11 protein-coding genes are annotated in these 14,270 nt (G+C 41.2%); 5 read left to right on the forward strand and 6 right to left on the reverse strand.

Annotation, left to right across the window (positions count from 1 at the left end):
• Positions 1–257: 257 nt before the first annotated feature.
• A complete protein-coding gene (locus HCR01_RS03640; RefSeq protein WP_193194613.1) occupies positions 258–1,706 on the reverse strand; it encodes a glycoside hydrolase 100 family protein in 1,449 nt (482 codons plus the stop codon).
• 1,020 nt (positions 1,707–2,726) lie between these two features.
• Between HCR01_RS03640 and HCR01_RS03645 the strand changes: the two genes are divergently transcribed.
• Entirely contained in the window at positions 2,727–3,428 is a 702-nt protein-coding gene (locus HCR01_RS03645) for a DUF547 domain-containing protein (RefSeq protein ID WP_193194614.1), read from the forward strand.
• On the opposite strand, the gene HCR01_RS03650 is transcribed toward HCR01_RS03645, so the two are convergent.
• The 3 genes from HCR01_RS03650 to HCR01_RS03660 all read right to left on the reverse strand — a co-directional run bounded on the left by HCR01_RS03650 (position 3,413) and on the right by HCR01_RS03660 (position 5,945).
• Positions 3,413–4,168, reverse strand: coding sequence for a TIGR04283 family arsenosugar biosynthesis glycosyltransferase (locus HCR01_RS03650; RefSeq protein ID WP_193194617.1), 756 nt, complete (start codon positions 4,166–4,168; stop codon positions 3,413–3,415). The two genes, HCR01_RS03645 and HCR01_RS03650, sit on opposite strands and share 16 nt — an antisense overlap.
• 27 nt (positions 4,169–4,195) lie before the next feature.
• Positions 4,196–5,383, reverse strand: a complete 1,188-nt coding sequence (locus tag HCR01_RS03655) for an acyltransferase family protein (RefSeq protein ID WP_193194618.1) — start codon at positions 5,381–5,383, stop codon at positions 4,196–4,198.
• A 106-nt stretch (positions 5,384–5,489) separates the two neighbouring features.
• A complete protein-coding gene (locus HCR01_RS03660; protein WP_193194620.1) occupies positions 5,490–5,945 on the reverse strand; it encodes a rhodanese-like domain-containing protein in 456 nt (151 codons plus the stop codon).
• 358 nt (positions 5,946–6,303) lie between these two features.
• Between HCR01_RS03660 and psbA the strand changes: the two genes are divergently transcribed.
• The 3 genes from psbA to HCR01_RS03675 all read left to right on the forward strand — a co-directional run bounded on the left by psbA (position 6,304) and on the right by HCR01_RS03675 (position 9,562).
• Entirely contained in the window at positions 6,304–7,386 is a 1,083-nt protein-coding gene (gene psbA / locus HCR01_RS03665; RefSeq protein WP_193194622.1) for a photosystem II q(b) protein, read from the forward strand.
• A 406-nt stretch (positions 7,387–7,792) separates the two neighbouring features.
• Complete coding sequence (locus HCR01_RS03670) at positions 7,793–9,184, forward strand: malic enzyme-like NAD(P)-binding protein (RefSeq protein ID WP_193194624.1); 1,392 nt, start codon at positions 7,793–7,795, stop codon at positions 9,182–9,184.
• A 189-nt stretch (positions 9,185–9,373) separates the two neighbouring features.
• Positions 9,374–9,562, forward strand: a complete 189-nt coding sequence (locus HCR01_RS03675) for a transposase (protein ID WP_193194626.1) — start codon at positions 9,374–9,376, stop codon at positions 9,560–9,562.
• 25 nt (positions 9,563–9,587) lie between these two features.
• Here HCR01_RS03675 and ctpC read toward each other — a convergent pair whose 3' ends face one another.
• Together ctpC and ispG are read right to left on the reverse strand one after the other, a co-directional pair.
• On the reverse strand, positions 9,588–10,874 hold the full coding sequence (gene ctpC, locus HCR01_RS03680) for a carboxyl-terminal processing protease CtpC (protein ID WP_193194628.1): 1,287 nt from the start codon (positions 10,872–10,874) through the stop codon (positions 9,588–9,590).
• Between the two features lie 597 nt (positions 10,875–11,471).
• Entirely contained in the window at positions 11,472–12,698 is a 1,227-nt protein-coding gene (gene ispG / locus HCR01_RS03685) for a (E)-4-hydroxy-3-methylbut-2-enyl-diphosphate synthase (protein WP_193194630.1), read from the reverse strand.
• Positions 12,699–13,022: 324 nt separating this feature from the next.
• On the opposite strand from ispG, the gene HCR01_RS03690 reads away from it, so the two are divergent.
• Positions 13,023–14,018, forward strand: coding sequence for a phosphotransferase enzyme family protein (locus tag HCR01_RS03690; protein WP_193194632.1), 996 nt, complete (start codon positions 13,023–13,025; stop codon positions 14,016–14,018).
• Positions 14,019–14,270 lie beyond the last annotated feature (252 nt).

Here is a 14,270-nt window from a genome sequence, read left to right on the forward strand (position 1 = left end):
TGGTTCATTTTTCACTGATTCGCATTTTTGCAAGAAGTTTATTTAAGGTGTTGAATTTGAGCTATCTCTTTTGTGAGGATATGAAAATTTTGAATTTTTAAAACAATTTATTTACATTTTGACAATAGCAAAAGCCCCCTTTGAGTTACAGGGAGCTTAAAAATAAACTTTATACCTGGACGGCAAACTCACTCTACCCAAAGATTAAGCATATTTATAAGCCAGAGTTATATCATTATCAATACCAATAACAGACGCTATCGAGACATATATGGATCTACGCTGGCGATTTCAAACTCACACGCTCTAGAAACAACTTCTGGGGGTAATTTATCAAAACTAACCAGTGGTAAATAACTGGGGTTTGCCATCAGTTCTTTTGCTAATAAAAACCCAGTGATTGTCCAAGTTTGATATTTCCTAGCTTGTTTGCCAATCAGTCGCCCTTTCTTCCCATCGTAATACTCTGGCCATTCATCTTCACTCAACCGTGTTTGGGCAATTTCAATAGCCTTTCTTGCCAAACCTGTTTTATTGGTTTTTACGGATGCGGCTGCTAACATCCACATTAAAACTGGCCAACTACCAGCATTATGATACGACCAAGGTATATTTTTGGGGTCGCATCCAGTTACAATTCTGTACTCTTCATGTTCCAAAGCTGGGAAACAAATTTTCATTGGCATATCTCCCACTAAGTCATCCCATCGATCCTCAATGAGAGTCATAATCGCTTGTGACTGTTCTTCAGTAGCCAGGTCTGAAATGATCGCCATCAAGTTTCCTAGTGAAAAGAAACGAGTATCTAGCTGTGATGGGCCAACATTACCAGCTAGATAACCACCTTTTTTTGGCAGCCATTTATCTAATTCATAATAGGGAACTGAGTCTACATATATATTGAATAAATTTACAGCAGCCTTGCCATATTCTTCACTTTTGAAGCGATAAATTGCATTCAGACGATTAATATCTATCCAATAATGCTGGCGTATATGAGCACATAATAGAGGTAAGCGATTATCAATAGCTCCAACAATATCGTGATTGCCCTGACAAATTAGTAGCTCACGAGATGCCCGCAAAGCCGCATAAAATAGAACTTGAAGTTCTAGAGGATGCCCATAGATACCCATACGACGGTCAATCATACAAGCACCATCTGGAACCAACAGTGTTGGATACATATCAAAACGATTTGCTAAGCAGATTTCCATGATTAGCTTGATACCGTTTTGAAATTCCGGTTGATAGGCTAGAGAAAAATCTTTTGTAGCAACTACATAAGCACGCAATAAGATAATCCACCATAGACAGGAATCAACTGGTGTAACTCTGGCGATCGCATGTTCACCAAAGTCAGCTTCTAAATATTCTTGCCCATTATCTGAGACAACTTTAAAGCTAGCTGGTATTAATCCTCGTCCAGGCTTATACGCATCTAATGCCCTTTCTTTAGGCTGTAACTTTAAGGTTTCTTCTAGAAAATTGCGAACAATATCTGTTCTACCTTTAATCAGAAAAATGAGGGCTGAAGAGACAAAATCCCGAATAAAGCACTGGTCATAATTAAGTGCTTCTACAGATGCATCATAGGCAGCTACCGTACCCACAGGGCGTCCTTGATAGTAAAGAATTGACTTTTCTAATGCTTCCCACGCTTCTATTTCTATATTTTTAGTTGTTTCTATTTCATTTAGTTGCATCGCCAGAATAACTCCATTTGGGTTGTGAACTTTTAGTAGATGCGCTTTTATTTATTATTTTTGCCACTCTCACAATTACTAGGATGATTTTTTGGAATAGCAAATATAATTATTTCAAAAGTTAGTCCAGCAACAACAGCTAAAGCTGCTTATTTTTATGCAGTTTGATTTACTGTCTGTTTGCTTTTAATCAGCTATCCTTTTGGTGAATTACAGTTGTTGTTATTCAACCAAGCATTAACATGATTACTAAAAACAGTCATGCAAGATAAATTTTTAGACTATTTCTTATTTTGTTTTCATGTCCGGCATCTTTGCTTGATCAAACAAAAACATATCTCCGGCACTGTTTAAGTTTCACGTTAAGCTTAAACGACACTCAGGATATTTGCTTAAGCAGGATTTAGTTTTTGAGACTAGAAATTAAATTATTCCCCTATGACTTAATAATTTATAACTTTTTTTCAGAATATGCAATAAGAGAGCTTGAATTATTTAAGATGTCAATACTTCTGAAGGGCTATATATTTTACCTTACTGTTTTATTCTATGGGGAGCTTAGGCAAGTAAAATCAAAAAAGGTAAAGTAATCAGGAGTAAAAACAGCTTACAGCTTTATATCACGTTCTAGAAAGCGACTGAAGCCTAAAAAAGTGGAAATAAGCTAATTTTTCAAACAATAACAAAACCTTAATCATTGAACTTAAAGAATCGTAATGATGCTGGAGGAAGATTTGAGTGAGTAATTTTGCTCAAGTTAAAAAGTAAGCAGGTGCAACAGCCTCTTGTATAGATCCTTGGCTTAGTTATCCAGGTATTGTTCACTTTTTTGGGATGATGTAATTTTGTCAGCTTTTATATGTAAAGAACTGTAACTTGCTACACTAATATCTGCATTGAAGGAATGTAGTAGATATTTTTGTAGAAGCGTAGCCGCGCAGAAGTGAGGGGGTTGCAGTCTTCTCTACAAGAGGCTGCGCCAACGCCGAATACGCCTAATGTCCATTCAAGACAACGATCATGATTGATTTTGAACTTTGGGATACGTTACTTCGTCAGTATGTTGATCAGCAGGGTCGTGTAAACTATCTTGCTTGGAAAACAGAGCAACCCCAAGTGCTGGCTGATTGGTTATCGAGTCTAAAGCAGTTGCATCTTGAATCAAATTCCCAGCCTTTAGAGGAATTGGCATTGTGGATCAATCTTTACAATGCGTTTACTATCTCGACGATTTTGGAACGATACCCGCTCAAATCAATTCGTCCAAAAATTCTAGGGGTTCCTAACTGGCTTGGTTTCCTATGGTTCTTCCAACGTCGGGTTTATGAAGTTTTTGGCAAGCATTATAGTTTAGCTCAAATCGAGAACCAAATTCTGCGAGACAAATTGCAAGAGCCACGAATTCATTTCTCAATTGTCTGTGCTTCGGTTGGTTGTCCGTTACTGCGGGTAGGAGCTTACTTTCCTGAGCAAGTCATTGAGCAGTTAAATGAAGATGCTCGTCGCTTTATTAACAATCCTGAAAAAGTCCGTTACGATTCCCTAAGCAAAACGCTCTACTGTAGCAAAATATTCAAGTGGTATCGTCAAGACTTCTTAAAGGTTGCGCCCTCTATTCCAGAATATATTCGTTCTTACCTGGAAACAGACTTGCCCTTAACTGCTGCAACGCCGATTTCCTATCTCTACTATGACTGGAGCCTTAATCAGCGAATATCTTGATAAAACTGCTTGAGATAGGTTGCTCTGACACCAATACCCCACAAAAGACCAATGTACAGATAAATTGCCGTAGCTTTCCAGCTACCCCATTTCGCCACACGCCGATCAGAACTTTGAACGATCCGGTTCACCTGATAAATACGTCCTTTTTTCACTAATTTAAGGCATAAATCTCCATCTTCCATAATTGGCAATGCCTCATCAAATCCACCACAATCCCAAAAATCAGTTCGACGGCAGAACATTACCTGATCTCCAAACAAAAGGCGCAATCCTTTAAAAAACAGGTGAGGTTTAAACAGTAATGGTGCGTAGTAGGTTTTGAGATAATTATGTAGGGAGATGCCCCAACGAGTTGTTTGAGATCCTGTCATTAGAGAAATAAACCCTCCACAAGCAACTGTTGGATTTGCCAGAGTTTGCTCGATTACAGCAATGAGATCATCCGGTATCCAAGTGTCTGCATGAAGAAAGCAAAGGATATCTCCAGTTGCATCTGATGCTCCGTGGTTCATTTGAATAGAACGTCCACGCTGCTGACAGGAGAGAACTTGTATATTTAGCGCCTGATTGAACGACTCAATATTTTGCTTTGCGATCGCTACTGTCTCATCTTCGCTACCACCATCCACTACTATCACCTCTTTAGCAGGCGGATTAAGTAAAGTCAGTAGGCGCAATATACGCCCTAAGCTGGCTGCTTCATTTAAAGTAGGAATGACAATCGAAACTTGAGACATGCAGCTTAAGTAGTTTTATTGCTGCTTTTATTTTACTTGCTTAGTGTCGATGGATTTTAGCCCAAAGAAAAATCGAGTAATGTTTAAGCGCTTGATTAATACATCGTATAAAAAACTTATGATAACAACAGATGCAGTACTGATAATCAAAAACTTTTCTAATATGCCCAAATTCCATTGCACAACGTAAAAAGCGATCGCAACCAAAACTGTCTGGTGTAACAAATAAACTGGATAAGAAGCTTGGGAGCAATATTGCAGAACGCTGTTATTAAATGCTAAATATCGCTGACCTAACCCAAGTATGGTAATTACCCAACACCAAGAATTAAAACCTCGGAATATTTGATAGAGAATATATTCCCAAGAATAACCACGTACGGGAAGAATATTAGTTGCCTGTACTCCGAAGAGAATGGACATAGTAATCACTGCTGTAAATAGCATCAGCGTTCGATATTGATCAACTGCTTGTCTAAATTTTGTGTCAGAACAAAGGAGAAAGCCATAAATAAAATAATGGAGATATAGCAACAAATTTGCCCAGTCATTATAGAGATTTTGGAAACCAAACCATTTGGGACGCAATGCGCCTTCAATCATTGCTAATGGGAAAGCAGGCAAGAATATAGCTCCTGGCTGTTTCATGAAAGTTGCAATAGTAGAATACCAAAACTTATCTGTTTGTTTATTGAAGAATAATAAAAGCGGCAGAGTAACAACAGACAACACAAATAGGTAAATTACAAACCACAAGTGAGCCCATTCAAAATTACCTTGGGGACGAATTCCGTTAAAAAACTGAGGGTAAAACTGTAAATAAGAACCAATATTTTGATGATGATTTAGAAGTTTGTAATAGACTTGAGGAGGAACCAGTACTAGAGTGCCAAATGTGAAAGGAATCAATAGTCGTTTGAAGCGATCGCTAACATATTGCATTGGTGTCCGCAACTGAAGAGAAAACCAAGTGGCAGACCCCGCAATCAAGAAAAACAATGGCATGTGCCACTGATGAACAAAGAAAATAAACCACCCAATAGCAGGATTTATTAAGTCATTTCTAATATAAAATTCGCCCAATTCACCTTGGTAAAAAACTGCGGCGGCGTGAAAATAAATTAGCAATAGTACCGCCAGTACCCTTAACCAATCCAGGTCATAACGTCTTTCAAAGTGACTGTTTGTATTATCTAAGTCGTCTTTTAAGTTCATTTATTTGCCGTAAGCCTAAACAAAATATTATCTATCGATTTGAAAGTTGATGTTGAGGCTGATTACTGAAGTTAATTCTATATATCTGGATATTTTCGTACTATTCCTAAGCATGGTATCTAGCTCTCAAAAGTTTTCCCCACATTGCATCATAGGGATGAACAAAATGTGTTGGATACTGATCATCTTTAAAAATGGGTCTGCCTTCATTTGCCCACTGAAAAATACCACCGTTTAAGTTGAAAATGCGGGAGAAACCTGCCTCATCAAGCTGCTGGGCTAATTTGGCGCTACGGTAGCCAATAGAACAGTACACAACAATTGGTGTGTTGTTTGAAACTCTTGAGAGTGCTGATAAGTCAGGTGTAATGGGATTGATATGTATAGCCGCTTTCAGGTGGCTTACCTCATACTCTGCTTGATTCCGCGCATCTAGTATAAGAGGCTGTGGCTTTGTAGAGTCTAATAGCCACTGAGCAAATTCTTTAGTTTGAATCTGGTGGACACCTGGAAAGGCTAGCCTAATGAAGAATTTGAGGAACTTAAATATAAGCGATCGCACCTTTTAAAACGCTCTCTCTTTCAAAGGTAATTTTAAGCTGTAGGTATTAATTTTAGATATAACGGTATTTTAATAGCTCTAATTAAGAAAGCAGAATTCAGTCTTTGGCTTAGTAAAACTTAATAGAAACAAATTGAAAAATACAAAAAATTAATGTAAAACGTGATATTAGGAGCCGGAAAATTTTCCCCTTTTTTCATCCAGTCTCCCTGGGGAAGTTAGTTCTTTGGTGTGAGGTAATTCAATAAATTTCCGGCGATAGGGAGAAGGTATTTAGCGAAACTTTTTGAAAACAGCTTAACTCTCAATTCCTCAGAATTGGGAACATTGTTGTCAGCAACTTATAAACAACATAGCCATGACCACAACTCTAGGAAGAAGCGAAAGCGGGAACCTGTGGGATCGGTTCTGTCAATGGATTACTAGCACCGATAATCGGCTTTATATCGGCTGGTTTGGGGTTTTAATGATTCCTACCCTGCTAACCGCTACTATCTGTTTCATCATTGCCTTTATTGCTGCTCCTCCTGTCGATATTGACGGCATTCGAGAGCCAGTTTCTGGTTCTTTATTATACGGCAACAACATTATCACTGGTGCTGTTGTACCCACATCCAACGCCATTGGTTTGCATTTCTACCCAATTTGGGAAGCTGCTTCAATGGATGAATGGCTTTACAACGGCGGGCCTTATCAACTCATTGTTTTGCACTTTTTAATTGGAATCTTCTGCTGGCTTGGTCGTCAATGGGAGTTAAGCTACCGTCTAGGGATGCGTCCCTGGATTTGCGTTGCCTACTCGGCTCCTGTAGCTGCTGCGACTTCTGTTTTCTTGATTTACCCAATTGGTCAAGGTAGCTTCTCTGATGGGATGCCTCTGGGCATTAGCGGTACTTTTAACTTCATGTTTGTGTTTCAAGCCGAGCATAACATCCTTATGCACCCATTCCATGAACTGGGTGTAGCTGCGGTGTTCGGTGGTGCGCTTTTTGCTGCGATGCATGGTTCTTTAGTGTCTTCTTCTCTAGTCAGAGAGACAACTGAAAGTGAATCTGTCAACTACGGATACAAGTTTGGTCAAGAACAAGAAACCTATAGTATCGTAGCGGCTCACGGTTACTTTGGGCGGTTAATCTGGCAATACGCCAGCTTTAACAACTCGCGTTCCTTACACTTTTTCTTAGCTGCTTGGCCTGTAGTTGGTATCTGGCTCACGTCATTGGGTATTAGCACGATGGCGTTTAACCTCAACGGGTTCAACTTTAACAACTCAATACTTGACTCCGAAGGTCGTGTAGTTAATACATGGGCAGATATCCTAAACCGCGCCAATCTTGGTATAGAAGTGATGCACGAGCGCAATGCTCACAACTTCCCGCTGGATTTGGCTGCGGGTGAAGCGATACCTGTAGCTTTGCAAGCACCAGCGATTCACGGTTAATTCTCAAGTCTTGCTAAATCAAAAGCGCCCTCCAGAAATGTAGGGCGCTTTTGATTGAAACTGCTTCATAATCAGTCTTAATAAAAAACTGCTCTTACTTTAATTTGCACTATCAGGGCAAGCAACAGTCATCTTTAAAGTTTGGTCTTGCCTGCTGAGTTTCCAGAGGTATCAGATGAAGGACGATCGCTTAACATCTAGATAAAGAGTAGCCATTAGTTTTATGACAGTAGCACCGATCACAAAGCAGTATATCGAACAACGAGGTAAAGGTTATTGGATCGAAAGCACAGGCATTTCTCCAACGGGTTTAAGATTGACTTAAAAAAACTATACTTTAGCTTCTGTCTAGATTTTTACCAGTCAATTCAATAGTAAGATCTAAAACTTAAAATCCAAAATCAACATGGCAGACCTAACTCCTAATTCTAGTTTTAGCTTGACGCTGCGCTTGCAGATTCCCAATCGTGTAGGGATGTTGGCGTCGGTAACGCAGGCGATCGCCACCACTGGTGGTAATCTTGGTCAAATTGATTTAATCGAGCAAACCCGTAACGAGTCTACCCGCGATCTTACTGTTGATGCTGCTAGTACTGAACACGCTGAGACGATTGTGCAAGCAGTGAAAGCATTGCCAGATATTAAGTTACTGAGTGTTTACGATCGCACCTTTAATCTGCATCGCGGTGGCAAAATTAGTATTGCCAGTAGAATTCCCTTAAGAAGTGTTTCCGATTTAGCAATGGCTTACACACCGGGAGTTGGTCGAATTTGTACTGCGATCGCTCAAGATCCTGAAGAAGTTTACAACTTAACCATTAAGCAAAATACCGTAGCTATTGTTACCGATGGCAGCGCTGTTTTAGGATTGGGCAATCTCGGCCCTGCTGCTGCTTTACCTGTGATGGAAGGTAAAGCGATGCTATTCAAAGAATTTGCTGGACTTGATGCTTTTCCCATTTGTCTCGCTACCCAAAATACAGATGAGATTGTCCAGACAGTCAAGAATCTCGCTCCTGTTTTTGGCGGTGTGAATCTAGAGGATATTGCTGCTCCTCGCTGCTTTGAAATTGAACAGAGATTGCGGCAAGAATTAGATATTCCGGTTTTTCACGACGATCAGCACGGTACGGCGATTGTCACCTTGGCAGCATTGTTTAATGCCTTGAAACTGGTGCATAAGTCAATGGCGGAAATTCACATTGTGATCAATGGTGCTGGGGCGGCTGGGGTGGCGATCGCTCGGTTACTCCGCAAGGCTGGGGCAGAAAAAATCTGGATGTGCGACTCTAAAGGCATTATCTCAACTAGTCGCACTGATCTAACCGAAGAAAAGCGCGAATTTGCGGTGAAAGCCCAAGGTACTCTAGCTGGTGCAATGCAAGGAGCAGATGTATTTATTGGCGTCAGTGTACCGGGAGTTTTGACACCAGAAATGGTGCAATCGATGGCGAAAGAGCCAATTGTTTTTGCAATGGCAAATCCCATTCCTGAAATTCAGCCGGAATTAGTCAGCAACATTGTAGCTGTCATGGCTACAGGTCGCAGCGATTATCCAAATCAAATCAATAATGTCCTAGCTTTTCCTGGGGTGTTTCGTGGTGCTTTAGATTGTCGAGCACAGACAATTACCACCACAATGTATCTAGAAGCAGCTAGTGCGATCGCCTCCTTAGTCAAGCCTTCAGACTTGACTCGTGAACACATTATTCCTTCAGTCTTTGATGAGCGTGTCGTCGCCGCTGTAGCTGCTGCTGTGCAACGCGCCGCACGTGAAGAAGGTATCGCTCGGAGTTAATACACCATAGATTGTCCTTTGTTATTAGTCATTTGTCCTTTGTAAACTCAAATGACTAATGACTAATGACTACATCGAATCCTAAACTAATCCAATTAATATTCATTACAAAGTCACCTTTAGACAGTAAGGAATTAGTCACAGCGATCGCAGCGTAAAATAACAGATGAGATTTGAACTTTCTTATATATGACAGCAAACCCACAAACTTGGTATATTGTCAAGCTTCCTAATGGCAATTGCGAAATTATCCCCAACGACCAAATTGAGGACAATAATCCAGAAATTATAGAACATTGGGGGCCTTTGGCTTCTCAAGACGAAGCGATCGCCCGTCGCGTTGGATTAATTAGGGCTGGCAAGTGCCAACCCCAATAAATTCAAAATGCTAAATTTGTAGTATTTAATTGTTTGCTGGCGTAGTGGTGTTCCTAACAGCAGTTCGTTTACGTAATATTTCTACTGCTTTAGCAAACTGAGGATCTGCTAATGTACCGATTTTGTCACGCTCATTAAGCCACAAGTCCTGTCGCTGGGCATCGGTTAAATCCACCTTGACATCTGGATCAACGCCATGCTTATTAATATCTTTACCACTAGGGGTATGATATTTAGCAATTGTTACTGCCAATCCTGAGCCATCTTCCAAGGGACGCACTGATTGTACTAAGCCCTTACCAAAGGTTTGAGTCCCTACAACAGTGGCACGCTTATTATCTTGCAACGCTCCTGAGAGAATTTCGCTAGCACTGGCTGAACCTTTATCCACCAGCACCGCCATTGGTTTATTCGTCAAAGCCCTACCATTAGCCTCTTCGCGCTCTTGCTCACCCTGACGGTCAATAGTAGAGACAATTGTGCCTCTATTGAGCCACATTCGAGCAATTTCTACACTAGAGAATAGCAAACCACCTGGATTACCACGTAAATCGAGAATATATGCAGATACCTGTTTGGCTTCTAAATCTTTGATGGCGTTCTGCATTTCTTTTCCAGCATTAGCGCTAAACTGATTCAGGCGAATGTAGCCAATGTTGCCTGCTGGAGTTTGCTTTTGGGAGTAGCGTACCGGATGAATTTCAATCCGCGCCCGTTTGATGTCAAACTGTCTTGTCTGACCATTACGTTGAATCATTAAGCTAACTTGCGTTCCGGCTTCACCTCGAATCAGTGATACCGCTTGGTTAGTATCCATTCCCTTGGTACTTTTGCCGTTGATGCTAAGGATGACATCTTTGGACAAAATCCCGGCTTTAAAGGCTGGCGTATCCTCAATTGGCGCAATTACAACCAACTGCTTAGTTTTTTCATCCTGAGAAATCGTGATCCCAATCCCTGTTAGTTCCCCAGAGGTATCAACTTGCATATTCTTGAATTCCTGCGGATCCATAAACCGGGTGTATGGGTCTTCTAGCTTTTTGAGCATTTCCCGGATGGACTTATATGCTTCCTGCTGATTACTGTAGGACTTGCCCAAGTATTCCTTACGAACAGCCTGCCAATCTACTTGATTAAAAGTGCCGTCTACGTAATTTCGGTATATAATTTGCCATACATCATCCACCAACGCCTTAGGACTTTCTTTAAATAAAGCCTGACCTCGCGAGTGAATGCCAAGACTAGTAACAGCAATTGTGGAGAGTGTCACTGCCGTAGCACCCAAAACAAGCCTACTTTTTGTAATCACCATAATGACAGCTGTGTCAGAGGGAAAATTTATAGTCAGTATGCTCAATCTAACACAGGGTAAACTGTACAGACTAAGCATGTGTTCTTAATTTAAACAAAATACTTGACAATCAGGCTACCTTAATAGTCGCCGCTACAAAATTTTTAGGGATTGAGCGTGGGGCGTTGGGCATTTGGGAAAGGGAAAGGGGTAATGGGAAAAGGAAAAAATTATCCCTTTCCCCTCTCTTACAAAGTTGAGCCAGTCTCTTGGGCGGGTTAAGCGACTTGTGCGTTAGCGTAGCGGTAGCGACGCAGGAGCGTTACTGGCGTCTGATGACTTCTCTACGAGAGGGCTTTGCCAACGCTAAAAGCGGGCTGCGCCGACAGATAGCGCAGCGTTAGCGATAGCTAGGAACGAGCGTCCGTAGGAGCGTCGAAAGCCTCTGTTACAAAGTTCTGTTCGCCTTGGCGTTGACGGAGCCATCGCTATGCGGGTCTGACTGCCCAATCGAGGAAGCCTCTCTACGAGACGCTCCGCGTAGCTTGCTTCCCCGTAGGAGTACGGCTCAGACTTTGCGCTTTGCCCTTTAACCTTTTCCCTCTTTAACCAGTTCCTTTACGGTTCTACCCAGCGTTCATCTGCCTTAATCAGGTTAATTAATTCCTCTACACCTTTGTCTTCTGGAACTTTTTTAATTTCTTCTCTGCCACGATACAAAGAAATATAACCAGGGGTCTTACCCACATAGCCATAATCAGCATCCGCCATTTCTCCTGGCCCATTGACAATACAGCCCATAACTGCTATGTCTAACCCCGTGAGATGTTTAGTAGCTTCCCTGACTTTGTGTAGTACTTCTTCAAGGTTAAATAGAGTACGTCCACAGGAAGGACAGGCGACATACTCCACCATTGTCTTCCGCAATCCCAAAGCTTGCAAAATGCTATAGCAGACGGGAATTTCTTTTTCTGGTGGTTCTGTAAGTGACACGCGAATTGTATCACCAATGCCATCAGCAAGTAATGTGGCAATACCAGCTGTGGATTTAATTCGCCCATATTCGCCATCACCTGCTTCCGTGACACCCAAATGCAGCGGATAATCCATCCCCAAGTCATCCATGCGTTTGGCTATTAAGCGGTAAGCGGCTACCATCACTGGTACTCGCGAAGCTTTCATCGAAATTACTAAGTTGCGGAAGTCCAAAGATTCACAGATGCGAATGAATTCTATGGCAGATTCCACCATTCCCTCTGGTGTGTCACCGTAGGTAAATAGCATTCTTTCTGCTAGGGAACCGTGATTTACCCCAATTCGCATCGATTTACCTTGGTCACGCAAAGAAACTACCAGAGGTTCTAGAGTTTCGCGGATTTTTTCACCAATTTCGTCAAATTCAGCTTTGGTATACTCGGTTCTATTAGGATTTGGTTTTTCAAACACATACAAACCTGGATTAATCCGCACTTTCTCTATGTGTTTGGCGACCTCCACAGCGATTTTAAGGCCATTGTGATGCACATCAGCCACAATTGGCACATCTCGGTAAGTTTTAATTAACTTTTGTTTAATTTCTGCTAAAGCTTTAGCATGAGCCATACTTGGCACGGTAACGCGAACAATCTCGCAACCAATTTCGTGTAGACGACGAATAGCCGCCACAGAACCATCAATATCAAGAGTATCTTCGTTGATCATCGACTGCACCACAACGGGGAAGCCACCACCAATGATGACATCTCCCACTTTTACAGGGCGGGTTTTACGCCGCTTGATGGTTGTATCAAAAGTGGATTGACTTGATGTGGTATTTGAAGTATTTACTGTGGGCAGAGTTTGCATAACCTGATTGAGTAAATTTGCTGTAGCTAAAATATCTGATCTGATAAATCTCTGTTTCCCAGATTGCCACAGGTGGGGCTTTTTTGGACAATTAATGTAGAAAAAAAAGGGAGAATGATACCAAATGAGAGACAACCAAAAGATTTACAGATTTTTCTGATCTATCAAAATATGTAACTTTAAAGCTTTTCTAACTGAGTAGTGTGAGTTGCGTTAGCGAATCTTAACGTACTCCTACGGGGAAGCAAGCTACGCGTAGCGTCTCGCAGAGAAGCTATCGTTCTAATACTGAATTGTAAATATTATCAGCGCACTTCTAATTCTATGAACAAACCTTTCATACCTGTAATTCATTCAATTCCTAGCGGTGCAGCTTTAATTGGCACTGTACTCGACAAATATCCAATTAATAAACTCTGTAGCTGTAAGTTATACAAGCGAGGGCTAAATGATACGTATCTGGTAGAAACAGAGGAAGAAAAGTACATTCTGCGGGTTTATCGGCGTGGTTGGAGAAATAAGCAAGAGATAGATTTTGAACTGGAATTACTAACGTTTTTACATGAGCAAAAGCAGCCAATTGCTTACCCTATTGCGAGAATTGACGGCGGTTTCACTACAGAAATTGCTGCACCAGAGGGAAAGCGCTATGTGGCTGTATTTTCTTATGCTTCTGGACATGCAGTTAATGACAAGCTTGATACTAAACAAAGTTATATTTTGGGAGAGGTGTTAGCAGAAATTCATCAGGTGCTAGATGCTTTTAAAAGCAGTTTTAGTCGCCCCATCTTAAATAACGAATATTTGCTTGATTGGTCAATAACATCAATTTTACCTCTCTACCAACACCGAAAAAAGGATCTTGATTTTATTCAGCACCAAGTTGATGAAATTAAAGACCAAGTTGCAGTATTGGAGCTACCTTTGTTAGTACCTGAATATGGAATCTGCATTGGTGATGTGCATTCAGGAAATGCCCATTTTACAGAACATAATGAGCCAACATTATTTGACTTTGACCAATGTGGCTATGGCTGGCGTGCTTTTGATATTGCAAAATTTTTACACGTAGCACTAAGGATGAAGATAGATATTACTGTAAGAAACAGTTTTGTAGAAGGTTATCAAACCATTCGTAAACTGAGCGAGTCTGAACTGGCATCAATTCCTGTGTTGATCAAAGCTGCTCATATTTGGGTAATGGGAATTAGCACAAATGTAGTTAGTGATGTTTTACCTTATGGGTGGTTTACGGATGATTGGCTTGATGAGCGGTTAGCGATGTTGAGAAGTTTAGATGATGCTAAATCTATATTTTAATAATACAAATATACTATTGTAGATATGTGCAGATGCGAAGGGGATTAGAGGCGATGTCTGGCGACAAGCCCTTTGGGTGATGCCTCCGGCACGCCAAAGGCGAACGCAGTCGCCTGGGTCGGGCTAACCCTCCCCGAAGTTTGGATCGGAGGAAGCCTCCGCTCCAACTTCTCTTCGCAGCGCTGTCTCACCGCTTTGCGTCTACGCGCACATCAACAGCTAAATTAGACTTATCACCAAATTGTTTGACGC

The organism is Nostoc sp. MG11 (assembly GCF_014904695.1).
Taxonomy (GTDB): domain Bacteria; phylum Cyanobacteriota; class Cyanobacteriia; order Cyanobacteriales; family Nostocaceae; genus Komarekiella.